Origin of the sequence: Polynucleobacter sp. 31A-FELB (genome assembly GCF_018882405.1) — a bacterium.
Taxonomy (GTDB): Bacteria; Pseudomonadota; Gammaproteobacteria; order Burkholderiales; family Burkholderiaceae; genus Polynucleobacter.
In genome coordinates this window covers 14,639-38,559 of record NZ_JACVOO010000003.1, presented here as the reverse complement: position 1 = coordinate 38,559, position 23,921 = coordinate 14,639, and the positions used below count along the sequence as shown (strand labels likewise).

The following is a 23,921-nucleotide window of genomic DNA, read 5'->3' as shown; positions in this document are numbered from 1 at the left end:
CGAGGATATGAACAGTAGCCACTCAAACTCGGTGGAAGTGAAGCAAAAAACCTCTAGCGGTGGCCATGGCGAAGTTGTAGTTCAAATTAAGGACGTCAACTTTTCATACGCCCCTGGGGAGCGGCAAATTCTATCTGGTCTCAATATGGAGTTCCGTCGTGGCCAAGTCGTTGCGGTGATGGGCGGCTCCGGTTGCGGCAAGACAACTATTCTGAGACTGATTGGTGGCCAGTTCACCGCTCAATCTGGTCAAGTTTTATTCGAAGGTCATGATATTGGCAAAATGAATGGCACTGAATTGATGGCAGCCCGTCGCCGCATGGGAATGCTGTTTCAGTTTGGTGCACTCTTTACCGACCTGAGTGTTTTTGAAAATGTCGCCTTTCCTTTGCGTGAGCACACCAATTTAAGTGAAGAGCTATTGCGCTCTTTGGTACTCATGAAACTCAATGCGGTTGGCTTGCGTGGCGCACGCGATTTGATGCCTTCACAGATTTCTGGTGGTATGGCACGCCGTGTTGCTCTAGCAAGAGCGATTGCGCTTGATCCACCGTTGATCATGTACGACGAGCCGTTTGCTGGCTTGGATCCGATTTCATTGGGAATTACTGCACGGTTGATTCGCGATCTGAATCAAGCCTTGGGTGCAACGAGCTTATTGGTTACGCATGATGTTGAAGAGACATTTGAAATTGCCGATTACGTTTATTTCATTGCTAATGGTCGCATTGGTGCAGAAGGTACGCCAGAAGAGTTGAGCCGATCAAGCGATCCTTTTGTGCGTCAATTCCTGGATGCTTCACCGGATGGCCCTGTGCCGTTTCATTACCCAGGACAAAGCCTTGCAGAAGATTTTGGGGTGAGCGTGAAATGAGTGTGCTTAATAAGGCCTTAGATCTTTTCGGCGACCTCGGTTTTTTTGTTCGTCGCAACTTAACGAGTCTTGGGCTGGCTGCACGCATGTTTGCTGCAGTGATTTGGCGCTCGGGATTTTTATTAAAAAGACCTCGCTTAGTTTCTGATCAGATTCTATTTGTCGGAAATCACTCATTTGTGATCATTGCGGTATCTGGTTTATTTGTAGGATTTGTTTTGGGCTTGCAGGGTTATTACACACTTAACCGTTATGGCTCTGAACAGGCTCTAGGTTTATTGGTTGCGCTATCGCTCACTCGTGAATTAGGCCCAGTAATTACTGCTCTCCTATTTGCTGGTCGCGCTGGTACATCCCTTACTGCAGAGATTGGGTTGATGAAAGCCGGTGAGCAGCTCAGTGCTATGGAAATGATGGCGGTAGATCCATTGAGTCGGGTGATTGCTCCGCGCTTATGGGCTGGCATTATTGCGATGCCGATTTTGGCAACGATCTTTACGGCTGTTGGTGTGATGGGCGGCTACTTTGTTGGGGTTCCTTTAATTGGGGTCGATTCAGGCGCCTTCTGGTCTCAGATGCAGGGCGGGGTAGATCTCTTCTCTGATATTGGCAATGGGCTGATTAAAAGTCTGGTGTTTGGTGTAGCGGTGACCTTTATAGCCCTGTATCAAGGCTATGAGGCAAAACCTACGCCTGAGGGCGTATCGCAAGCCACCACCAGAACAGTGGTGATTTCCTCCTTATCGGTTTTAGCATTGGACTTCTTGCTGACCGCGATGATGTTCTCGAATTAGAAAGAATAAACTGGGACTCTTATGAGAAAAAGTGCAATTGATGTTTGGGTCGGGATCTTTGTAGCCATTGGCTTATTGGCTGCTTTGTTTCTAGCATTGAAGGTCGGCAATATGAATGCCGTTTCCTTTGCACCTACTTACAAAATTTCTGCACGCTTTGACAATATCGGTGGATTAAAGCCACGTGCACCAGTAAAAAGTGCCGGGGTAGTTGTTGGCCGTATTGCCAATATTTCTTTTGATGACAAGACTTATCAGGCAACCGTCACTATGACGATTGAAGATACTTATAAGTTCCCTAAGGATTCTTCCGCAAAGATTTTGACTTCTGGTTTATTGGGCGAGCAATACATTGGACTTGAGGCCGGTGGCTCCGATGATATGTTGACTGCTGGAGATAAGATTACTCAGACTCAGTCTGCAGTGGTTTTGGAAAACCTCATTAGCCAGTTCTTGTACAACAAGGCGGCCGATAGCGGTAAAGATAAGGGCGCTGAAAAGTAATGCAATGGCTTATCAAACTCAAACGTCTTGTGCTGCTTGGCTTGGTGGCTGGCATGGTAGGTTGCGCCTCTATTCCTGCGGGAGTAGAGCCTTCCCCACATGATCCTTGGGAGCCGTTCAACCGCTCTGTTTTTGAGTTCAATGAAGGTTTAGATGCCTACGTGCTAAAGCCGGTGGTTGCTGGCTACCGCTTTGTATTGCCAGAATTTGTACGTGACGGCATTTATAACTTCTTTAGTAACTACAGCGACATCTACACTGCATTACAGAATCTTTTGCAGGGCAAACCAGGCGATGCTTTTAGCGATTTGATGCGGGTGGTAGTCAATACCACTTTTGGTTTGGGTGGTTTGATTGATATGGCTACACCTGGCGGGCTACCAAAGCATAAAGAAGACTGGGGTCAAACCTTTGGTGTTTGGGGTATTCCGTCTGGCCCCTATGTCGTTTTGCCATTCTTTGGACCAAGTAGTGTGCGCGATACCTTTGGTACTGCAGCTGATTTGGAGTCTGACTACCTATTTGGCTATGTCAAAGATATTGGTCTGCGAAATAGCATTACTGGCTTGCGGGTAGTCAATGCTCGTAATACTTATTACGAAGCAGGCGATCTATTGGATGGAGCTGCAATCGATAAATATAGCTTTATGCGAGATGCCTATATTCAGCGACGTGAGTATCAGATTAATGAAGGGCGTGAAGACGAGGAGGTATTAATGCCTCCTTATCAAAATCCCTATGAATAAAGGCCCTCAAGCCTAGCCTAGTTTCCTTAAAGAGCTAAAATGAGCTCTAATGACCAGTCATAATCGAGGACACATGAAAAGCCATAACACTATTCAAAAATACTGCGCAGCATTGCTATCAAGCTTGTTTTTGTTTGCAGGCAGTGCTTTTGCTCAAGCAGTTGATCAGTCCACGCCAGATGGCTTGATTAAGGCTGTGGTTTCTGATGTGATGGCTTCCGTGAAGTCTGATCCCGAAATTCAAAAAGGGAATATTCCACGCATTGTGGATTTGGTGGATAAGAAAATTGTTCCCTATACCGACATGCGTCGTACTACTGAAATGGCGATGGGGCCAAATTGGAAAAAAGCGACCCCAGAACAGCAGGCCCAATTGGTTAGCGAGTTTAAAAATTTATTAATTCGCACTTACTCAGGCGCTTTAAGCCAACTGCGCGATCAAACTATTCAATACAAGCCTTTGCGTGCTGCTCCAGACGATAAAGAAGTGGTTGTAAAGACTGTAGTGATTGGCCGTGGCGATCCTATTCCGCTTGACTATCGCTTAGAGAAAACTGCTAACGGCTGGAAAGTCTATGACATGAACATCATGGGCGTTTGGTTGGTCGAGGCCTATCGCAATCAGTTTGCGAATCAAATTAGCCAGAATGGTGTTGATGGTTTAGTGAAGTTCTTGCAAGATCGCAACAAACAGCTTGCTGCTGCAAAGCCAGCAAACTAAAGATCACGTAGATTTAGTAAAGATAAATAGCAAATGCCATTTTTATTGCCCGCTTCAGTGACACAAGATAATGTGTTGCAGTTAGAAAAAGATGGCTTACTGAATTTAGCTGCACTCAGAACGGTTGACTGCGTCAATCTCAAAGATTTTGATTCCACGGTGTTAACTGTTTTATTGGCATGGCAGAAAAAATTACAAGCTGATGGTCAGCAGATTTCTGTGCAAAATGCCCCTGAAAAATTAACGGTATTGGCTGGCGTATATGGTGTTGCTGAGTTGCTAGGTTTGTCATAGCATGCACGCTGCAATATCGATTAAAAATGTATCAAAAAATTATGGCGCGCTTCAGGCGCTAGATGATGTCTCTTTATCAATTGAGCAAGGCGAGTTCTTTGGCTTACTTGGCCCCAACGGCGCCGGTAAGACTACGCTCATATCTATTCTGGCTGGCTTGGTTACTGCAGATAGTGGGCACGCTGCAATCATGGGTGCCGATGTGCAAAGCCAGTTTCGTGAGGCTCGCCGGATGCTCGGAGTGGTTCCGCAGGAGTTGGTATTTGATCCCTTCTTTACTGTAAGAGAGACGCTGCAATTTCAGTCTGGTTATTTTGGCATTCGTCATAATGATGCGTGGATCGACGAGATCATGGCGAACTTGGATCTCACTGGTAAGGCTGATAGCAATATGCGCTCTCTCTCTGGCGGCATGAAGCGTCGAGTGTTGGTTGCTCAGGCATTGGTTCATAGGCCACCAGTCATTATTTTGGATGAGCCTACAGCTGGTGTTGATGTGGAATTGCGCCAATCTCTGTGGCAATTTATCAGTCGCCTAAATCAAGATGGGCACACCATTGTCCTAACAACCCATTACCTTGAAGAAGCTGAGGCCCTGTGTCAGCGTATTGCCATGCTCAAGCAAGGAAAGATTGTTGCTTTGGACACAACCGCAAATTTACTGAGTCAATATGGCTCAGTGAAAAAAGATGGAGAAGGCAAGACAGATCTCGAGGATGTGTTTGTCAACATCATGTCCGGGGGTGCTCGATGAAGCCCGCTTTGAATAAGCTGCCAATCTCTTATGGCAGCGGCTTTCCAACCCTATTGCGAAAAGAAATTAAGCGCTTTTATAAAGTAGCTTTCCAGACGGTCGCTGCACCAGTGCTTACCGCTGTTTTGTATTTAATGATTTTCGGTCACGTGCTTGAGGGCAAGGAAGTGTATGGTCGTCTCAATTACACGGCTTTCTTGATTCCTGGCTTAGTCATGATGAGTGTGTTGCAAAACGCTTTTGCAAATACTTCCTCATCACTCATTCAGTCGAAGGTGACTGGTAATCTCGTTTTTGTCCTGCTAGCCCCTTTTAGTCATTTAGAGTTTTACGCTGCCTATGTCTTGGCTGCTGTGTTCCGTGGAATCGTCGTAGGCTCTGGTGTATTGATCATTACTGCATGGTTCGCTATGCCATCCTTTGAATACCCTTTATGGATCATGACATTCGCTCTTTTGGGTGCTGCAATTTTAGGAAGCATGGGTTTAATTGCTGGTATATGGGCTGATAAATACGATCAATTAGCAGCCTTCCAGAATTTCATCATCATGCCAGCGACTATGTTGTCAGGTGTTTTTTATTCCATTCACTCTCTGCCTGCAGCATGGCAGGTGGTATCTCACTTCAATCCATTCTTCTACATGATTGATGGTTTCCGTTATGGCTTCTTTGGAGTGTCAGATATTTCCCCTTGGGATAGTTTGGTAATTGTGGCTTGTTTCTTTGTTGTGGTCTCTGCTATCGCTTTGCGTTTACTGCAAAAAGGCTACAAGCTCAGGAGCTAAGTGCCATTGAACTTGCCTCAAAATTCGTATTAGAGAATCGTTAAGAAATTAGAAATCAGGAGATTGTGATGTTGCCAACCCCAGAACAAATTGAAGGCTATATTCAGCAAGGCCTCGCATGTACTCATGTGAAAGTTGAAGGTGATGGGCAGCACTTCTTTGCAACGATTGTGAGTCCGGAGTTTGAAGGCAAGCGTTTGATCCAGCGTCATCAGTTGGTATATGGTGCAATGGGCGATCGCATGAAAGCGGAAGTTCATGCTTTATCAATCAAAGCGTTTACTCCTGAAGAATTCGCACAAAATACCCCAACATAAAATACGGCATTAGCTTTTTACTGGAATAGATTCATGGATAAATTACGAATGGTTGGCGGCACTCCGCTTAAGGGCGAAGTGGTGATTGCTGGAGCTAAGAATGCAGCGCTACCAATTTTGTGCGCTTGCTTGCTAACAGATCAACCAATTACTTTACGTAATGTTCCAGATTTGCAAGATGTACGGACCATGCTCAAGCTCCTCCAAGAAATTGGAGTGACTGTTACGTTTCCAGATGCAAATGATCGCAATCATGTTGTGCTCAATGCGGCCAATATTAAGAGCTCTGAAGCAACCTACGAGATGGTGAAAACCATGCGTGCCTCTATTCTGGTTTTGGGCCCCTTGCTCGCCAGAATGCATAGCGCCAAGGTTTCTCTACCAGGTGGCTGCGCTATTGGTGCACGCCCAGTGGACCAGCACATCAAAGGTCTAAAGGCCATGGGTGCAACGATCAAGATTAAGAGTGGCTACATTCAGGCAGAAACAAAATCCGCTACGGGTCGTCTGCAAGGCGCTTCCATCTTGACTGACATGATCACCGTAACTGGTACAGAGAATTTATTGATGGCCGCTACTTTGGCATCAGGTACAACGATTTTAGAGAATGCAGCGCGCGAGCCTGAAGTAGGGGACTTGGCTGAGTTGCTCGTCAAAATGGGCGCGAAGATTACTGGTATTGGTACTGATCGCTTGGTTATTGAAGGTGTTGAAAAGCTCCACAGCGCAGAACATGCCGTCATTGCAGACCGTATTGAGGCAGGCACATTCTTGTGTGCAGTCGCTGCTGCTGGTGGGGAGGTGCTGGTGAAGCACTGTCGCCCAGATACATTGGATGCCGTGATCGTCAAACTCAAAGAAGCTGGCTTAGAAATGGAAGTGGGGCCTGACTGGATTAAAGCTTCTATGAATGGTCGTCCTAAGGCGGTTAGTTTCCGCACTTCTGAATATCCAGCCTTCCCAACGGATATGCAGGCCCAACTGATGGCAGTTAACGCGATTGCCCAGGGAAACGCCACGATTACAGAAACCATCTTTGAAAACCGCTTTATGCACGTTCAGGAGATGAATCGTCTTGGGGCTGATATCGCAATTGAGGGTAATACTGCTATTGCCCAGGGTGTTGAGAAGCTATCTGGCGCTATCGTGATGGCTACCGATTTACGCGCATCTGCTAGCTTGGTAATTGCTGGTTTGGCTGCCCAAGGCGAAACCCAGGTAGACCGAATTTATCACCTAGATCGTGGATATGACCGCATGGAGCAAAAGTTGACCCTCTTAGGTGCCAACATTCAGCGAATCAAGTAAGCCTGATGGATAATTAGTCCATGAAGTTAACTTTAGCCCTCTCGAAGGGGCGCATCTTCGAAGAAACCGCTGAGATCTTATCTAAGATCGGTATTCGTCCGCTTGAGGACCCAGAAAAGTCACGCAAACTCATTATTGAGACATCCAACCCAGATGTGCGTCTGATTATTGTGCGCGCATCTGATGTACCAACATACGTTCAGTTTGGTGGTGCCGATTTTGGAGTGGCCGGCCTGGATGTGTTGATGGAAAACGGTACCGATGGCCTATATGTTCCATTTGATCTGAACATCGCTAAATGCCGTATGTCAGTGGCTGTCAAAGAAGGTTTTGATTACGCAGCCGCTGTAAAGCAAGGCTCTCGTTTAAAAGTTGCCACTAAGTATGTCAATTGCGCACGTGAACACTTTGCTAATAAAGGCGTGCACATCGATACGATTCATTTATATGGCTCGATGGAGTTGGCTCCCTTGGTTGGTTTGGCGGATGCGATTGTGGATTTAGTTTCTACAGGCAACACTTTGCGTGCGAATGGCCTAGTTGAAGTTGAGCCTATCGCCGACATCAGTGCGCGCTTGGTGGTTAATCAAGCTTCGTATAAACGGAAGCGCGCTCAGCTCCAGCCATTCTTTGAATTGTTGAAGTAAAGAAAATTCACATGTCAGCGCAAGTCAACGTCAAACGCCTTAATAGCAAAGATGCAGGGTTTAAAGAAACTCTGCTCTCTAGCCTTTCTTTGCCAATGGCAGATGACGAGGCGATTGATGCCGCAGTAGTCAAAATTTTGGCGCAAGTAAAAGCGCATGGTGATACTGCAGTACTAGATTTCACAAAGCAGTTTGATCGTTTAAATGTGGCTAGTGTTGCTGAGCTGCAGATTTCTCAGGAAGAATTAAAAAAAGCCTACGAAGGCTTATCAGCCGAACAAAAAAATGCTTTGGATATTGCCGCGCAAAGAGTGCGTGCGTATCACGAGAAGCAAAAGATCGAAGCGGGTTGTCACTCTTGGGAGTATGAAGAGGCTGATGGCACACGCTTGGGTCAAAAAGTCACAGCCTTAGACCGCGTGGGTATTTATGTTCCAGGCGGTAAAGCAGCATATCCATCTTCTGTATTGATGAATGCGATTCCCGCAAAAGTGGCTGGCGTCAAAGATGTCGTCATGGTGGTGCCCACTCCCGATGGCGCTCGTAATCCTTTGGTCTTGGCTGCCGCCTATTTATCTGGCGTTGATCGCGTCTTTACGATTGGTGGTGCGCAAGCCGTTGGTGCTTTAGCTTATGGCACGCAGACTATTCCGCCGGTAGATAAGATTGTTGGTCCTGGTAATGCCTATGTAGCAGCCGCCAAGCGAAGAGTCTTTGGTACTGTTGGTATTGACATGATCGCTGGCCCATCAGAAATTTTGGTTCTTTGCGATGGTTCTAGCAACCCAGATTGGATTGCGATGGATTTGTTTTCTCAGGCGGAACACGATGAGTTAGCGCAATCTATTCTGCTTTGTCCAGATGAGAAGTTTATTGAGCAAGTGCAATCAAGCATTAACAAGCTATTGCCTGAGATGCCAAGAAAAAAAGTGATTGAAGCATCACTCTCTAATCGCGCTTTATTAATTCAGGTTAACGATATGGGTGAGGCTTGTGAGATTGCTAATGCGATTGCTGCTGAGCATTTAGAAATTTGTGCAACTGAGCCACGCAAGTGGGCTGAGTTAATTCGTCATGCTGGCGCTATCTTTATGGGTAACTACACTAGTGAATCTCTTGGTGATTATTGTGCAGGTCCAAACCACGTTTTACCAACAGCACGCACTGCACGCTTCTCTTCGCCATTGGGTGTTTATGACTTTATCAAGCGTTCGAGCATGATTGAAGTGAGTGAAGCAGGCGCTCAAACGCTAGGTGCTGTAGCTAGCACTCTCGCACATGGTGAAGGCCTAACGGCTCACGCTCGTGCGGCTGAGATGCGCCTTAAAAAATAATCCGAATCTCGGTTTACAAAAAATAACTTCAGTAAGGTTTAGGCGCTAGCCAGAATTTCTTTCAGAGCTGCAATCAATTCATTGGTTTGTTCATCTGTACCGATGGTGATACGCAGAAATTCTTCAATGCGTGGCGACTTAAAGTGACGCACAATAATTCCACGATCGCGTAAAGCTTGATACAGCTTTGCTCCAGCATGTTTAGGATGGCGCGTAAAAATAAAGTTGGCTGTTGAAGGCAGCGTATCAAAACCCAATGAGGCTAATTCAGCAACTAGGCGTTCGCGAGTTTGAATCACTTTTTTGCTTGTGGATTCCAAATGCGCTTGATCTTGTATTGCTGCAATCGCTCCAGCTTGAGCTAAGCGGCCTAGCGGATAGGAGTTAAAGCTGTTCTTGACTCGCTCCAGACCTTCAATGAGAGCTGGGTGCCCCACTGCAAATCCAACGCGTAATCCCGCTAGGGCGCGTGACTTGGATAGGGTGTGAACGACTAAGAGGTTTTCTGGGCAAGCACTGCCGCGAAGAAGGGGGATGCAGGACTCAGTTCCGTAATCTACATAGGCTTCGTCAATGACCACTACTGAATCTGTATTTCTGCTGAGCAGGGCTTCGATATCTGAGCGTGGAATGGCGCGACCAGTTGGGGCATTTGGGTTGGGAAAAATAATCCCGCCATTCGGGGCCTTGAAATTCTCTGTCTGAATTTCAAAATCAGGGCCTAAGGGCACTGTTTGATAGTCAATTCCAAACAATTTGCAGTAGACCGGATAGAAGCTATAGGTGATGTCTGGGAGCTGGATGGCCTTAGCTTGCTTGAGTAGGCCTAAAAATACGTGGGCCAGGACTTCGTCGGAGCCATTACCCAAAAAGACTTGTTTTGGGTCTAAGCCGTATAAATCGGCAATTGCCTTCTTAAGGGCTACTCCTTCAGGATCTGGATAAAGCCTTAAATCATCCGTGTTTTGCTGATTTATGGCGGATAGGGCCTTAGGAGAAGGGCCGTAGGGACTTTCATTCGTATTAAGCTTTACCAGCCGCTCCATTTGCGGTTGCTCCCCAGGGACGTAAGGGGTGAGGGTCTGAACAACGGGGCTCCAAAAGCGGCTCATGAGGGACTCTAGTCAAAAATCAGCAAAAGTGAATAAACGCTAGCAATCAAAATCGGCATTTATATCTGTATTAGGAATGATATTATGAGGCTTCAATCAACACTTCGCCTCGCGGCGCACTGAAGCATGCGGCAAGCCGACGTTACCCGAAACACTTCGGAAACCAAAATTCAAATTGCCATCAATTTAGATGGCACAGGTAAAGCTGAGCTAGCCTCTGGCGTACCCTTTCTAGACCATATGTTGGATCAAATTGCCCGTCACGGCATGATCGATCTCAAAGTGATTGCTAAAGGCGACACCCATATTGATGACCACCATACCGTTGAGGATGTGGGCATTACCCTGGGTCAAGCATTTGCAAAGGCAGTTGGCGATAAAGCGGGGATTACTCGCTATGGCCATTCTTATGTGCCTTTGGATGAGACCCTTTCCCGTGTAGTGATCGATTTTTCTGGTCGCCCAGGCTTGGAGTTCAACGTTCCATTTACCCGTGCACGCGTGGGTGACTTTGACGTGGATCTCAGCATCGAGTTCTTCCGTGGTTTTGTAAACCACGCCGGAGTGACTTTGCACATCGATAACTTACGTGGCATTAACGCTCATCACCAGATTGAAACTGTGTTCAAGGCCTTTGGCCGTGCATTGCGCATGGCTTTAGAGTTGGATCCACGCGCTTCCGGTGTTGTTCCTTCCACTAAGGGCAGCCTCTAATCTAGAAAATTTCTAGTGTTGAGTAGAAGACTGTCAACAAACTACAGAACATAGGCTAACAATTGGCGCAAACCATTGCGATCGTTGATTACGGAATGGGCAATCTCCGTTCTGTATATCAAGCCTTTCATCACGTGGCTCCCGATGCCAATGTAGTGATTGCGCATACTCCTGAAGAAATCATTTCCGCAGAGCGCGTAGTGCTTCCAGGTCAAGGCGCCATGCCCGATTGCATGAAGCATCTCGAAGAGTCTGGTTTATTGGAGGCGCTGATAGATGCCGCCAAAAATAAACCCCTTTTAGGTGTTTGCGTGGGTGAGCAAATGTTGTTTGATCAAAGTGCAGAAGTAAGAACAAGCGCTAATACCGCCTGGACACCTTGCTTGGGATTAATTCCGGGTGAAGTTCGGCGTTTTGAATTGGCCGGCAAATTACAGCCAGATGGCTCTGCGTACAAAGTGCCCCATATGGGTTGGAATCAAGTGCGTCAGGATCGCCAGCACCCAATATGGGATGGCATTCCAGATTTGACCAGTTTTTATTTTGTACACAGCTACTATGTTGTGCCGCAGCGCAAAGAAGATATTGCAGGCTCAACTGAATATGGCGATTGGTTTACTTCTGCGGTTGCAAGGGATAATATTTTTGCAACGCAATTTCATCCCGAAAAAAGTGCAGAATACGGATTAAAGCTCTACAAAAATTTTGTTTCTTGGCAACCTTAATACTTTTCTAACCTACCGCTATGCTGCTGATTCCCGCGATTGACTTAAAAGATGGTCACTGTGTTCGACTCGAACAAGGTGACATGGATAAAGCCACTGTTTTTTCTGAAGATCCAGGGGCAATGGCTGCACATTGGATTAGCAAGGGCGCGCGTCGTTTACATCTCGTAGATTTGAATGGGGCATTTGCCGGAAAACTTAAAAATGAATCTGCAATCAAATCTATTTTGAAAGCAGTGGGCGATGAGATTCCAGTTCAATTGGGTGGAGGCATCCGCGATCTCGAAACGATTGAACGTTTATTGGATGACGGTATTAGTACGGTGATTATTGGTACTGCTGCTGTGAAAAGTCCCGGCTTTGTGCAAGACGCTTGTACCGCTTTTCCTGGCCACATCATGGTGGGCTTAGATGCGCGCGATGGCAAAGTGGCAACGGATGGCTGGAGTAAGATTACTGGCCATGAAGTGATTGATCTTGCTAAAAAGTTTGAAGATTACGGCGTTGAAGCAATCATCTATACCGACATTGGTCGCGATGGCATGATGAAGGGTATTAATATGGATGCCACAGTTAAATTGGCGCAAGCTATTCGGATTCCAGTGATTGCAAGCGGCGGGTTATCTAATAATCAAGATATTGAAGCCTTGTGTGAGGCTGAAGCTGAAGGTGTTATGGGCGTAATTGCGGGCCGCTCAATTTATGCCGGTGATTTAGATTTAACAGCGGCACAAAAATATGCCGATGAGTTAACTCTGAAGTTCGCCAAGAAAACTTTTTAGAGTGACCATCAGTGCTAACTAAGAGAATCATTCCCTGCTTGGATGTTACGGCAGGGCGCGTTGTCAAAGGCGTGAACTTTGTTGGTCTGCGTGATGCGGGTGATCCTGTGGAGATTGCAAAGCGCTACGATACTCAAGGCGCTGATGAACTCACCTTCTTAGACATTACAGCCACATCTGATGGGCGCGATCTCATACTGCACATCATTGAAGATGTTGCCTCCCAAGTATTTATTCCTTTAACTGTTGGTGGTGGTGTTCGTGCGGTAGCGGATGTGCGTCGCTTACTCAATGCTGGTGCCGATAAGGTCAGTATGAACTCCTCTGCTGTAGCAAATCCAGATTTAGTTTCTGATGCGGCGGCGTATTACGGCTCGCAGTGCATCGTGGTTGCCATTGATGCTAAAAAAACTGAAGCCGGCAACTGGGAAGTATTTACGCATGGCGGACGGACTGCGACTGGCATGGATGTAGTGGCATGGGCTTCTGAAGTAGCTAAGCGTGGCGCTGGAGAAATTCTGCTCACGAGTATGAATCGCGATGGCAGTAAAGATGGTTTTGATCTTGAATTAACTGCTGCTGTGAGTGATGCGGTGAGTGTGCCAGTGATTGCTTCTGGTGGAGTGGGTAATTTGCAGCACTTAGTTGATGGTATTACCAAAGGTCATGCTGATGCAGTTCTTGCAGCCAGCATTTTTCATTATGGTGAATACACTGTTGGCCAAGCAAAACAATATATGGCGAGCCAAGGTATCCCTGTTCGTATTTGAGCGAACATGGAACTAATAAGAGAATCATACGAAGATGACCATGAAAAATACCTTCACCCCAATTGACTCTTTAGAGGCTGGAGCATGGCTTGATGCCGTTACTTGGAATGAGCAAGGCTTGGTTCCAGTGATTGCTCAGGAAGAGGGTAGTAAAGATATTTTGATGATGGCCTGGATGAATCGCGATGCTTTGTTGGCTACTCTGCGTTTAGGCGAGGCGGTGTATTGGACTCGCTCAAGACAAAAGCTGTGGCACAAGGGTGAAGAATCTGGCCACACCCAAAAGGTAAAAGAAATTCGCCTTGACTGTGATGGGGATACGATTTTGCTCATGGTTGAGCAAAAAGATGGCATTGCTTGTCATACCGGCGAACACAGTTGCTTCTTTATGCGCTGGGATTCTGGTAAATCTACTTGGGTAGATGAGTCCCAGGGTCACAAATAGGACTCTCTTAGTCTTTCTGGCAATAAAAGACATAAAATCGCCTTATGACTAGTTCAGTACAAAACCCTTCTAATTTAGACTCTGCCTTGGCTCATTTGGCCGATGTAGTGGATCAGCGACGTGATGCTTTTAAGGCTGGCCAAGCAGATCCAAAGACTTCTTATACCGCTTTGCTTTTCTCCAAAGGGGATGACGGGATCCTCAAGAAGATTGGCGAAGAGGCTACCGAAGCCGTCATGGCAGCCAAGGATGCGCGTAACGCCAATCTAGCCCCAGAGCAGCAAAAGCTCTTGGTAGGTGAGATGGCCGACCTTTGGTTTCATTGCCTGATTGCCCTGTCACAGTTTGGTTTGCGCCCGGAGGATGTGGTGGCTGAGCTCAATCGCCGTTTAGGGACCTCTGGCATTGAAGAGAAGGCGGCTAGAAAAGCTGCTGGCCAAGAGTAAATAGATAAAAACTCGATTAATTCATCAAAAGTAGAGGCGAAAGCGTGAGCCACGATCCGAATTGCTTGTTTTGTAAGATTTCTAAAGGCGAAATCCCCTCCCACAAGGTGTATGAGGATGAGGAGATTTACGCTTTTAAGGATATCAATCCAGCCGCGCCCATCCATTTTTTAATGATTCCTAAAAAACACATCCCCATGCTGGAGTCTGCAGAAGTGGTGGATGCTCCATTGCTAGGTAGAATGATGGAATTAGCACCGCGTCTCGCCAAAGAGCAGGGTTGCCGTCCTGGAAAAGATGGTGGCTTTAGATTGGTTGTGAATAATGGTGCAGATGGTGGGCAAGAGGTTTATCACTTGCATTTGCATGTGATGGGCGGTCCGCGCCCCTGGAAAAAATAGTCCAAGGAGATTAAAAATGGGTTCATTTAGCATTTGGCATTGGTTGATAGTTTTGGTAATCGTGATGTTGGTATTTGGTACCAAAAAATTACGCAATATCGGTACTGATTTAGGTGGCGCTGTTAAGGGCTTCAAAGATGGCATGAAGACACCTGAGGAATCACAAGATAAAACTGCTGATCAAATTCAGAGCACTGCTGTATCAACAGAAAAAACTGTCGATGTTCAAGCAAAAGACATCAATAAATAATTATTGATGGAAATAATGCGCAGCTGCAATGATTGATCTCGGAGTTTCAAAGCTTGCACTCATTGCAGTAGTTGCATTGGTGGTGGTTGGTCCCGAGCGCCTTCCAAAGGTTGCTCGCATGGCGGGTAATTTATTCGGACGTGCGCAGCGCTATATGGCGGATGTGAAGTCTGAAGTTAGTCGTCAGATGGAAGTAGAAGAATTCAAGAAACTTCGCGAAGAAAGTGCTTCGGTTTTTAAAGAGGTGGAAAACAGTATTCAATCTACTGTTAACGAAGCAAACGCAAATCTTAGCGATCAAGCCGACATCTTTGAGAATAATTTCACGAGAGCCCCTCTTGATGAAAAAGAAGTATTTCGTAAGTCTATGCGTCAGGGTCGCAAGAGCTGGGGTGTGAGGCGCGCAGCTAGGCCGGTCTGGTTTAAGCATTCCACTGGTATGCGTACAAGAGTTCAGTCTGGCGCTGCACGCATGAAGCGCTTTCATCACACCGCTGGCAAATAAGCCAAAAGAAAAGTAAAAACCTTTAATAATGACTCAAAATAATTCAACTGAAGATTCAGGTTTACAAGAATCTTTCTTGTCTCATTTATTTGAGTTGCGCGATCGCATTATTAAAGCAGCATTAGCCATCATTGTTGTATTTTTTTGTCTAGTCTATTGGGCGCCGGATATTTTTCATTTGTTTGCGCAACCACTTCTTAAGGCTTTGCCGGCAGGCGGGAAGATGATCGTCACTGACGTGACAGGTTCATTCTTTGTGCCCATGAAAGTCACCATGCTGGTGGCGTTCTTAATTGCCTTGCCTGTAGTGATGTATCAGTTGTGGGCATTTATTGCTCCGGGTCTCTATCAGCATGAGCGTAAGTTAATAGTGCCTTTGGTTATCAGTAGCTATAGCTTATTCATTTTTGGCATGGCCTTTGCTTACTTCTTGGTGTTTCCAACAGTATTTCAATTCATGGCAAGTTACAACGCGCCGTTGGGTGCGGAGATGTCTACCGACATTGATAACTACCTAAGTTTTGCGATGACCACATTCTTGGCTTTTGGCATTACCTTTGAAGTTCCGGTGGTCGTGGTCGTCTTGGTTCGCATGGGTATGGTTCCCTTAGCCAAGTTAAGGGAAATTCGTCCCTATGTAATTGTTGGCGCTTTTGTAATTTCAGCAATCGTTACGCCACCTGATGTGTTATCTCAATTGCTTTTGGCTGTGCCAATGAGCTTGCTCTATGAGTTAGGACTTTTGATAGCGCGCTTTTACGTGCCTAAGCCATCGGATGAGGATGTTGATGCTGCTAAGGATGGCGACTCCAAGGCCCCTGATACTCAAGCAACTGCTTGATCCTGGGAGAAGGTGGCAGTAAGCCATTCCGTTACTCTATCGAATCGATAGCGTCTTTGTCTAAGATTTCCCTCTACACCCGATTCACTGCTAGCAAAAACTTTACCCGCTGCAAGTAGGGAGCGACGCTGCTGCGTGGTATCTATTTGAATTAGTCTAGGCAGTATTTTTGGTAGCTCATGACGAATATCAACTACAACACAGTGTTCATGTTGAAGCTGACCAATTTCGCACAGTAGTAGCTCTGCCTTACTGAGATTAAATTGATTGGCAATGATGAGCCGATGGCATAACAAAATCCACTCTTCGTCTAATTTGTATTCAGCGTGATGATTTAACGCTTTTTCAGCGTAAGAGGCTAATGTAAACCAATCATTATCTTTTGGGCTGGAAGCATTCTCTAAGATTTTTGAAAGTAATTCTTTTGCTTCGGGTACACCTTGTTGGTGGGCTTGCCAAACCCAATAGGAAGCTTGAAGTCCGCGAACTTTTTCTTCAACCTTCTCTCGTTTGCGCCATGAGTTAGCACCTCGCCTATATTGGGCTTGAGCATGACCTAAATCTGCTGCCCGATTAAAGCAGTGATCACTTTCATTTGCGTTATACCCAGAAAACTGAGGGCGGCGATAAATTTCGCCAAGGGCAAACCAAGCATCTGAATCACCATCTTTTGCCGCAAGCTCTAACCAGTAGGCAGCCTTCTTAAGAGATGCATTGGATTTTCCAATGACAGCTCTAGCAGGATTCTCATGGCTGGCTACCTCGTCAAACTGAGCCAGTTTCAGGCCAAGGGTTAATTTGGCAACAGTTAGACCTAACTCGGCAGCTTGCGACAGTGCATCTTCATTTTTTTCAGTGAGCCAAGCATTCCAAAGTGAAGATAGCGCTTCGTCTTTTGGTTGTAATTTAATGAGTAGGTCTTTTGCGGAATTGGTAAAGGGTGTTTCTGCATCAGCCAGTTGAAGCAGAAATTCCTTGGCTTTTTTTTGAAGGAGTAAAAAATCAACGCCGCTCTCCTGTCTCAAGAGCCAATGATTAAGCTCTCCCTGTAGATTTTTTTTACTTGGATCTAGTAATAATTCTGCGAGCTGCCATTGCGCAGCTGAACTTGCAGGCATGTTTGCATGCGCCAGATCCCAAAACAATTTCCACCCAAAATGGAAGGCTGGGGAATTAAAGGTTGCGCCCAGTGGGATGGCTGAAACCTTTTCATACATCTCCAAAATTTCTGGGGGAGGTGTCTCAGGATGGGTAATTTCCGCACCACTTGAGCTTGCAACTCCAAGCAACTGATTTTTAAGGGATAAATACGATTTCTCCAGCCAAATCAATGCGTTAGACGGCTGTATTGGAGTATTAAATGCACCGGTTAGGTAGGCTGAGGCTAAATTTTGTTGTGCTGAAACATCACCCATACGGGCTAATTGAAGGATTTTTAAGAATTCACGGCTTGCCATGTGACAATTTTGGCACTCAAGCCCCTAAAAAGACAGAAATCAAAGCGCTTGTTGCCCTGATACAACGAAGAAAGCCAAAAAACAGCCTTTTGACAAGCAAAAAGAGCTCCTAAATACCCTTACCCCCAGCCTAGCGGGGCAAAACAAGCAAAATTCGTAGGTCCCAGTTTTATTTGGGCATTACTTTCAATTTATGGAGATTTAAAGAATGAAAAAATCGCTATTCGCAATCGCTGCAGTAACAGCATTTGCTGGTGCAGCTCAAGCTCAGTCCAGCGTGACTGTTTATGGTCTTTTAGATGTTGGTTATGTTGGTGGTAACGATCGTCTTGCCAATGTTCCAAACACATTGAATCCTCAAGCATCACGTGTTGCAGGAACTCCTGCAGGTGCCGTGCAAAAAGGCAACCTCAACTCATTCTCATCATCCGCTGAATCTACTTCACGTATTGGCTTCAAGGGTAATGAAGATTTAGGCGGCGGTTTGTCTGCATTCTTTACTGTTGAGCTTGGCTTAACTCCTGATGGCCAACAGGCTGTCAACTCAGGTACAACACAAAACCGTCAAACATTTGTTGGTTTGAAGAAGAATGGTATCGGTTCTGGTTCTATTGGTACTCAGTACACAATCGTTCAACAGCAAGTTGCTGCAACTGACCCTGGCAATACCAACAACATCGCTGGTAATTTGATTTACCCAGCTGCTACTGGTTCAAATGGTAGCCAAAGCAATTCAATAGGCGCCGCTTACACAGTTCGTACGAATAACCAACTTCAATTGAACAGCGATAGTTTTGCTGGTTTCAAAGTGAATGCTATGGCAGTAATGAACAACAAAAATACAACTGAGTTCGATGGTACAGGCCCTGCAGGTACAACTACAGTAACTGGTGGTTTAAACAACCAAAATGGTTGGGGCTTAGGCGCGAACTACACATGGAATAAACTGTATGTAACAGCTAACTACCAAGCGCTTTCATCTAAGCAAGATGGTGTAACAATTACTAACGCTACTGGTATCGCTGTTCCTGGAACTGCTGGCGCGCCAACAGTAGGCTATGTAGGTGGTGCTTCCACTCCTGGTGTCAACGTTAAAGACAACCAGTGGTATGCAGCTGCTACTTATGACTTCGGTATTTTGAAGGCTTATGCTCAGTACATCAACCGTAAAGTGACTTCACAGTTGAACGACGGTTACTACCTCAAGCGTACAGCTCAGCAGATTGGTGTTCGTAGCTACATCACTCCAGCGGTTGAAGTATGGGCATCTGGTGGTTTGGGACGTTACACAGGCTTTGGTGCTAACACAGCAAACTTGACAGCATGGCAGTTGGGTTCTAACTACTGGTTGAGCAAGCGTACAAACTTGTACGCGATCTACGGTATGGCTGGAACTTCAAACACTTCATTCCCAACTACTGCTAATCCAAATCCTAACCCATCATCATCAAACATTAGCAACTACGCTATTGGCGTACGTCACACTTTCTAATTTAATGCTAGCGTAAGCTAGTGGAGAATTAGTTTGGTATTAAATTAACCCACTGTGGCAACACAGTGGGTTTTTTCTTTGCAGGATCGGGTCTTTAAGTTTGCTTATGCTGATAATCAGTGCTAGCAATGTCATCTGTGGGTAGCTTTGCTTCATATCGCTGATGAGCGGTACTGAATGCTTGCTCCAAATGTTTTACGAATAGCTTTGTATTAAATAGCGGTTCTGTTAAGCGGTTAGCAGCTAACTTATTCTTGAGCCCATTGAGTTTGGTTTGATTGTTTGCTAATTCAATTGCTTGGGCCTCATAGTCTTCAATGGAGTGATGAATGAGTTCTGCGAGTTTAAGGTTGATCAGTAGGCTAGATGCTACTCGACTGGAAAACGACTCTCCCTGAAGCGTGATTACCGGAACACCCATCCAGAGAGAATCACTTGCAGTGGTTCCTGCGTTATAGGGGTAGGTATCTAAAAACAAGTCGGCAATTGCGTATTGCGCCAAATAGTCTGATCTAGGAAGATGGCTTGTAAAAATTAGCCTGGCGGAATCGATGCCGTATTCAACAGCCAGGGTTTGAAGATTTTCAGTTGCCCATGGATTTTCTGAATACAGTAGAAGAACAGAGTTTTCTACTTTACGCAGGATATTCAGCCAGCTATGAAATATAGACTCCGTAATCTTATAAACATTGTTTAGATTGCAAAACACAAACTGATTTTCAGAAATGCCGAGATCTGATTTTCTAAAGCTTTTTTCTCCTGAGCTACGCTGTGAATCGTTGGACTGATAGCTAGGTAAATATATTATTTTTTCAGAATAAAACTTTCTAAGGTTTTTGGGAATGATGACTTCATCAGCAATTAAGTAGTCCATCCACTCAGATCCCATTGTCCCTAAAAAGCCAATATAGCTAATTTGAATCGGGGCAGCCCTTAAAGAAAAGATTTCAGATCGTGCATTTTCGGTGTAACCACAGAGGTCTACCGCTATATCAATCTGAGCCTCTCTTGCCATGAGGCAAATCTCATAAGAGGTTTTGTCTGCAACATCGACAAAATTATCAAACGCGGCCTCTAGCCTTTTGCGCATAGCGTCTTTGGTTTTTTTCCCAAATGAGAATGCGTAAATTTCAAATCGATCGCGATCATGTAGTTCAAATAATTCTGCGGTTAAAAACGAAACTGGGTGCTCATGAAAGTCAGGCGAAAAATAGGCAATTCGAATTTTTTTATTAGAGTAATAAGGTATTGGCTCTAGGGAGTTATTCTGGGGGTATCTAGCTTTGGCATATATTGCTGCCGCCTTTTGAATCAAGGCTGGAAAGTCCAATAGCGCCATCAGCGGAAAGGGCGCTATGATTTTTTGCCCCCTTTCAATACCCTCTTGTAACATTTGCAATGTTTCTTGCGCATTCTCCCAATTGCACATGCGCATTTTGATAAATCGACAGTCCCCATATAAAAAATCAATATTCGGATCCTGTTTGTAGGCCACTTCAAAACAGTCCAGCGCATCGTCATATTTTTTAAACACCGCTAAATCAATGGCTAAGTTGATCCAGGCCATAGTGAAAGCTGGATCAAGATTCACGGCTTTTTGGTAAAAGGTGATGGCCTGCTCAAATGCATACTGCTCATCGCAGAGTCTGCCCAAGTTGTAAAACAAGTCCGCGGACTGATCGTTTACCTTTGCAGCCTTGAGAAATTGTTCTTTAGCCTTGCCGATATTACCCATCAGTGCAAACGTTGCCCCTAGGTCGTGCAAAGCCTCAAAGCAATGGGGGCTTTGTTGTAGCGATCCCTCAAAAGCATTCGCAGCGAGTGGGTACTGCCCAATACTTAAATATAAGGATCCCAAATCGTATTGCAGAATGGGTGAATGGATGCCTTGCTCAGAGCAGTATTGAAGAAGATGGATAGCTTGATTTTTGTCAGGCAGGCTATCGCATGTCAACCTAATCAAGTGAATTGCTTTTGGATTGTTAACTTCAAGCTTCAGCAGTTCAATTAATTTCTGAATTCCAGGAGTTATCTGCTGAGCTCTCAGGAATCCTAGGGCCTCATCGAGCATTTTGTTGGCTTGTGCTTCATTCATGGCTGTATTTTAGGTGGGTCATTGCATGATCTTTATAGTTCATAGCAGCATTGAGGACTTTACAAAGATGAATTCTTTGGGGCCCCGAACAGCGCTCATCGAGAGCCAAAGAATGCTTATTGATGACTTTGGCTGGCTGGAGGTACTCTCAAGAAAATAGGCACTCACTGCCTATTTTTCATCGCGGACTCAAAAGCTGGCACCACCTACAAGTTGGTCGACCTTATTTTTTGAGGCTATCCCTAATCTCGCGCAGCAGAATTGTGTCTTCGGGTTCTGGCGTTGCCTGAGGTGCATCCATTTCGCGCACTCGGTTCACCACCTTTACCATTTGGAATATGACAAAGGCTAGTAGGATGAAGTTAATGGAAATGGTAATGAAGTTGCCGTAGGCAAAAATAGGTACTCCGGCCTTTTTTAAAGCATCAAAAGTTCTGGGTACCCCTTCAGGAACATTGCCAAGTACTAAAAATAAGTTTGTGAAATCAATATGCCCCCCTAGAAGCGTCGAAATCACAGGCATCACGATGTCATTTACTAGGGAATCGACAATTTTCCCGAAAGCGCCACCAATAATTACGCCAACCGCCAAGTCAATTACATTGCCCTTGACAGCGAAGTCCCGAAATTCCTTTAAAACCGCCATAAATGCCTTCCTTTGCGTTTAGATTGAGATTAACTCAAGATTAACCCCATAACTTGCTTGCATACCCCACTTTTTACTTTAAAATCTTACCTTTAAGCAATTTCCATCTATAAATGCTCTATCGAGGAATTCTGTAAATGAGTGACAAGCCCTGTATGGATAAAGATCGTCGTAACTGGTTGATCGCAACTTCGGCGGTTGGTGGCGTAGGTGCGGCCGCAGCCCTTTACCCTTTTGTGGACAGTTTTGAGCCTTCCGAGCGCGCTAAGGCCGCTGGAGCCGCTGTTGAGATCGATATCGCTGGCATGCAGCCAGATGAGATGCGCATGGTTGAGTGGCGTGGTAAGCCTGTTTGGGTGGTACGTCGCACGCCTGAGCAAGTTGCTGAGCTTTCAAAAATCGACTCTGAGCTTGCAGACCCTGATTCTTTAAGGGATCCAGCCCAATTTACTCCTCCATATGCGCAGAATCAATGGCGCTCTATTAAGCCCGAATACCTTGTTGTTGTGGGTATTTGCACTCATCTAGGTTGCTCCCCTACAGCTAAGTTTGAGGCAGGCCCTCAACCTTCTTTACCAAATACTTGGCCAGGTGGCTTCCTTTGCCCATGTCACGGATCTACCTTTGATATGGCAGGCCGTGTATTTAAGAACAAACCAGCACCAGACAACATGGAAGTACCGCCGCATATGTATTTGAGCGATACCAAGATTCTGGTTGGTGAAGATAAGAAGGCCTAAGGAGAGATAAATGGCATTTCACGAAAAAGAAGTCTCGGCAGACGCTCCTGTAGCCCAGAAGGTGCTAGCTTGGGTTGATTCCCGTTTTCCGCTTACATCCTCGATTAAAGCCCATTTAACCGAGTATTACGCCCCTAAAAACCTCAATTTTTGGTATTTCTTTGGTTCTTTGGCCATTGTTGTGCTCGCATTGCAGATCATTACCGGTATTTTCTTGGTGATGAACTATAAGCCTGATGCCGCCAAGGCATTTGAGTCTGTTGAGTACATCATGCGCGAAGTGCCATGGGGCTGGTTGATTCGTTATCTCCACTCAACTGGCGCCTCTATGTTCTTCGTAGTGGTCTACCTGCATATGTTCCGTGGTTTGATCTATGGCTCATATCGCAAGCCACGTGAGTTGATTTGGGTTTTTGGTTGCGCAATTTTCTTGTGCTTAATGGGTGAGGCCTTCTTTGGCTACTTGCTCCCATGGGGTCAAATGTCCTACTGGGGCGCTCAAGTAATCGTGAACTTGTTCTCTGCAATTCCTTTGATTGGTCCAGACCTCTCATTGTGGTTGCGTGGCGACTACGTAGTTGGCGATGCCACATTGAACCGTTTCTTTGCATTCCACGTCATCGCAATCCCATTGGTATTGATTGGTTTGGTTGCTGCTCACATCATTGCCTTACATGAAGTTGGCTCGAACAATCCGGATGGCGTTGAAATCAAAGAAACAGTTGATGAAAAAGGCATTCCATTAGACGGCATTCCTTTCCACCCTTACTACACCGTTCATGATGTATTTGGTTTGGGCGTGTTCTTGATGGTGTTCGCATGTATTGTGTTCTTCGCACCTGAGATGGGCGGTTACTTCTTGGAAGCCAATAACTTCATCCCTGCAAATCCATTTGTGACTCCAACACATATTGCGCCGGTTTGGTATTTCACACCGTTCTACTCTATGTTGCGTGCAACTACTTCAAACTTCTTGTTGCCGTTGTGGATTTTCTTGGCAGTGATTTTGGGAATGTTTGCTCTCAAATCAAAAGACGTCAAAGTTAAAGGCGCATGCGCTGCTATTGCCCTGGTTTTGGCTGCTGGCTTCTATGCATTTGATGCGAAGTTCTGGGGTGTTGTGATCATGGGTGGTTCAGTTGTGATCATGTTTTTCTTGCCTTGGTTGGATCATTCACCAGTGAAGTCCATTCGCTATCGTCCACAGTTCCATAAATATATTTATGGCGTGTTTGTAGTGAGCTTTGTGGTCTTGGGTTACTTAGGTATCGAGCCACCATCACCAGTATTTGAAAAGATTTCTCAGATTTGCACTATTTATTATCTGGGCTTCTTCTTGGCAATGCCGTTCTGGAGCAAGCTTGGTACGTTCAAGCCTGTTCCAAAGCGCGTTACTTTTAAGTCCCATTAATTCAGACACCC

At 45.6% G+C, this 23,921-nt stretch carries 29 protein-coding genes; 25 read left to right on the top strand and 4 right to left on the bottom strand.

From position 1 onward, the window contains the following. Positions 1–7 precede the first annotated feature (7 nt). From ICN30_RS02930 to hisD, 12 genes are all read left to right on the top strand, one after another. Positions 8–874: an ABC transporter ATP-binding protein gene (locus ICN30_RS02930; protein ID WP_216863380.1), complete on the top strand. Its 867-nt coding sequence runs from the start codon at positions 8–10 to the stop codon at positions 872–874. After that, positions 871–1,668 (top strand): lipid asymmetry maintenance ABC transporter permease subunit MlaE, encoded by a 798-nt coding sequence (gene mlaE / locus ICN30_RS02925; protein ID WP_216273142.1) that lies wholly within the window; start codon positions 871–873, stop codon positions 1,666–1,668. Before ICN30_RS02930 ends, mlaE begins: the two co-directional genes overlap by 4 nt. Before the next feature lie 21 nt (positions 1,669–1,689). After that, positions 1,690–2,172 carry an outer membrane lipid asymmetry maintenance protein MlaD gene (gene mlaD / locus ICN30_RS02920; RefSeq protein WP_216273141.1) on the top strand — a complete coding sequence of 161 codons (483 nt, stop codon included), beginning with the start codon at positions 1,690–1,692 and terminating at the stop codon, positions 2,170–2,172. After that, positions 2,172–2,918 carry a VacJ family lipoprotein gene (locus ICN30_RS02915; RefSeq protein ID WP_216273139.1) on the top strand — a complete coding sequence of 249 codons (747 nt, stop codon included), beginning with the start codon at positions 2,172–2,174 and terminating at the stop codon, positions 2,916–2,918. The genes mlaD and ICN30_RS02915 overlap by 1 nt, the downstream gene beginning before the upstream one ends. A gap of 73 nt (positions 2,919–2,991) precedes the next feature. Next, a complete protein-coding gene (locus tag ICN30_RS02910) occupies positions 2,992–3,639 on the top strand; it encodes a phospholipid-binding protein MlaC (RefSeq protein WP_216273137.1) in 648 nt (215 codons plus the stop codon). A gap of 33 nt (positions 3,640–3,672) precedes the next feature. Next, on the top strand, positions 3,673–3,933 hold the full coding sequence (locus ICN30_RS02905) for a lipid asymmetry maintenance protein MlaB (RefSeq protein ID WP_216273136.1): 261 nt from the start codon (positions 3,673–3,675) through the stop codon (positions 3,931–3,933). Between the two features lies 1 nt (position 3,934). Further along, positions 3,935–4,687, top strand: coding sequence for an ABC transporter ATP-binding protein (locus ICN30_RS02900; protein ID WP_216273135.1), 753 nt, complete (start codon positions 3,935–3,937; stop codon positions 4,685–4,687). Next, positions 4,684–5,472, top strand: a complete 789-nt coding sequence (locus ICN30_RS02895) for an ABC transporter permease (RefSeq protein WP_216273134.1) — start codon at positions 4,684–4,686, stop codon at positions 5,470–5,472. Before ICN30_RS02900 ends, ICN30_RS02895 begins: the two co-directional genes overlap by 4 nt. A 68-nt stretch (positions 5,473–5,540) precedes the next feature. After that, on the top strand, positions 5,541–5,789 hold the full coding sequence (locus ICN30_RS02890) for a BolA family protein (RefSeq protein ID WP_215334184.1): 249 nt from the start codon (positions 5,541–5,543) through the stop codon (positions 5,787–5,789). Between the two features lie 33 nt (positions 5,790–5,822). Continuing rightward, positions 5,823–7,097 (top strand): UDP-N-acetylglucosamine 1-carboxyvinyltransferase, encoded by a 1,275-nt coding sequence (gene murA / locus ICN30_RS02885; protein ID WP_216273133.1) that lies wholly within the window; start codon positions 5,823–5,825, stop codon positions 7,095–7,097. 20 nt (positions 7,098–7,117) lie between these two features. Beyond that, positions 7,118–7,744, top strand: a complete 627-nt coding sequence (gene hisG, locus ICN30_RS02880) for an ATP phosphoribosyltransferase (RefSeq protein WP_216273132.1) — start codon at positions 7,118–7,120, stop codon at positions 7,742–7,744. An 11-nt stretch (positions 7,745–7,755) separates the two neighbouring features. Then, a complete protein-coding gene (gene hisD / locus ICN30_RS02875) occupies positions 7,756–9,078 on the top strand; it encodes a histidinol dehydrogenase (protein ID WP_216273131.1) in 1,323 nt (440 codons plus the stop codon). A 38-nt stretch (positions 9,079–9,116) separates the two neighbouring features. Here hisD and hisC read toward each other — a convergent pair whose 3' ends face one another. Next, entirely contained in the window at positions 9,117–10,190 is a 1,074-nt protein-coding gene (gene hisC, locus ICN30_RS02870; RefSeq protein WP_216273129.1) for a histidinol-phosphate transaminase, read from the bottom strand. A gap of 126 nt (positions 10,191–10,316) precedes the next feature. On the opposite strand from hisC, the gene hisB reads away from it, so the two are divergent. The 10 genes from hisB (at position 10,317) to tatC (ending at position 16,069) form a co-directional block, all read left to right on the top strand. Then, a complete protein-coding gene (gene hisB, locus ICN30_RS02865) occupies positions 10,317–10,904 on the top strand; it encodes an imidazoleglycerol-phosphate dehydratase HisB (RefSeq protein WP_216229523.1) in 588 nt (195 codons plus the stop codon). 62 nt (positions 10,905–10,966) lie between these two features. Continuing rightward, positions 10,967–11,629, top strand: coding sequence for an imidazole glycerol phosphate synthase subunit HisH (gene hisH, locus ICN30_RS02860; RefSeq protein WP_216273126.1), 663 nt, complete (start codon positions 10,967–10,969; stop codon positions 11,627–11,629). 20 nt (positions 11,630–11,649) lie between these two features. After that, complete coding sequence (gene hisA, locus ICN30_RS02855; protein ID WP_216273125.1) at positions 11,650–12,411, top strand: 1-(5-phosphoribosyl)-5-[(5-phosphoribosylamino)methylideneamino]imidazole-4-carboxamide isomerase; 762 nt, start codon at positions 11,650–11,652, stop codon at positions 12,409–12,411. Positions 12,412–12,422: 11 nt separating this feature from the next. Further along, positions 12,423–13,181, top strand: coding sequence for an imidazole glycerol phosphate synthase subunit HisF (gene hisF, locus ICN30_RS02850; protein WP_216273123.1), 759 nt, complete (start codon positions 12,423–12,425; stop codon positions 13,179–13,181). A gap of 34 nt (positions 13,182–13,215) precedes the next feature. Beyond that, on the top strand, positions 13,216–13,626 hold the full coding sequence (gene hisI / locus ICN30_RS02845; protein WP_255533070.1) for a phosphoribosyl-AMP cyclohydrolase: 411 nt from the start codon (positions 13,216–13,218) through the stop codon (positions 13,624–13,626). A 44-nt stretch (positions 13,627–13,670) separates the two neighbouring features. After that, on the top strand, positions 13,671–14,072 hold the full coding sequence (locus ICN30_RS02840) for a phosphoribosyl-ATP diphosphatase (RefSeq protein WP_216273121.1): 402 nt from the start codon (positions 13,671–13,673) through the stop codon (positions 14,070–14,072). Between the two features lie 44 nt (positions 14,073–14,116). Beyond that, positions 14,117–14,473, top strand: coding sequence for an HIT domain-containing protein (locus tag ICN30_RS02835; RefSeq protein WP_216273119.1), 357 nt, complete (start codon positions 14,117–14,119; stop codon positions 14,471–14,473). Between the two features lie 16 nt (positions 14,474–14,489). Then, the gene (gene tatA, locus ICN30_RS02830) at positions 14,490–14,723 is read left to right on the top strand and encodes a Sec-independent protein translocase subunit TatA (protein WP_216273117.1); all 234 of its coding nucleotides are present in this window, start codon (positions 14,490–14,492) and stop codon (positions 14,721–14,723) included. 28 nt (positions 14,724–14,751) lie between these two features. Further along, a complete protein-coding gene (tatB, locus tag ICN30_RS02825; protein ID WP_216273114.1) occupies positions 14,752–15,228 on the top strand; it encodes a Sec-independent protein translocase protein TatB in 477 nt (158 codons plus the stop codon). A gap of 28 nt (positions 15,229–15,256) precedes the next feature. Continuing rightward, entirely contained in the window at positions 15,257–16,069 is an 813-nt protein-coding gene (tatC, locus tag ICN30_RS02820; protein WP_216273112.1) for a twin-arginine translocase subunit TatC, read from the top strand. Here the strand turns inward: tatC and ICN30_RS02815 are convergent. Further along, a complete protein-coding gene (locus tag ICN30_RS02815) occupies positions 16,054–17,526 on the bottom strand; it encodes a tetratricopeptide repeat protein (protein WP_216273111.1) in 1,473 nt (490 codons plus the stop codon). The genes tatC and ICN30_RS02815 overlap by 16 nt on opposite strands. Positions 17,527–17,734: 208 nt before the next feature. Between ICN30_RS02815 and ICN30_RS02810 the strand changes: the two genes are divergently transcribed. Beyond that, on the top strand, positions 17,735–19,018 hold the full coding sequence (locus ICN30_RS02810; RefSeq protein ID WP_216273109.1) for a porin: 1,284 nt from the start codon (positions 17,735–17,737) through the stop codon (positions 19,016–19,018). 94 nt (positions 19,019–19,112) lie between these two features. On the opposite strand, the gene ICN30_RS02805 is transcribed toward ICN30_RS02810, so the two are convergent. Together ICN30_RS02805 and mscL are read right to left on the bottom strand one after the other, a co-directional pair. After that, positions 19,113–20,753, bottom strand: coding sequence for a hypothetical protein (locus ICN30_RS02805; protein ID WP_255533083.1), 1,641 nt, complete (start codon positions 20,751–20,753; stop codon positions 19,113–19,115). Between the two features lie 583 nt (positions 20,754–21,336). Continuing rightward, the gene (gene mscL, locus ICN30_RS02800) at positions 21,337–21,759 is read right to left on the bottom strand and encodes a large conductance mechanosensitive channel protein MscL (protein ID WP_216273104.1); all 423 of its coding nucleotides are present in this window, start codon (positions 21,757–21,759) and stop codon (positions 21,337–21,339) included. Positions 21,760–21,896: 137 nt separating this feature from the next. On the opposite strand from mscL, the gene petA reads away from it, so the two are divergent. Beyond that, on the top strand, positions 21,897–22,499 hold the full coding sequence (petA, locus tag ICN30_RS02795) for a ubiquinol-cytochrome c reductase iron-sulfur subunit (RefSeq protein WP_216273102.1): 603 nt from the start codon (positions 21,897–21,899) through the stop codon (positions 22,497–22,499). Between the two features lie 10 nt (positions 22,500–22,509). Continuing rightward, entirely contained in the window at positions 22,510–23,910 is a 1,401-nt protein-coding gene (locus tag ICN30_RS02790) for a cytochrome bc complex cytochrome b subunit (RefSeq protein WP_216273100.1), read from the top strand. The last annotated feature ends 11 nt before the right edge of the window (positions 23,911–23,921 follow it).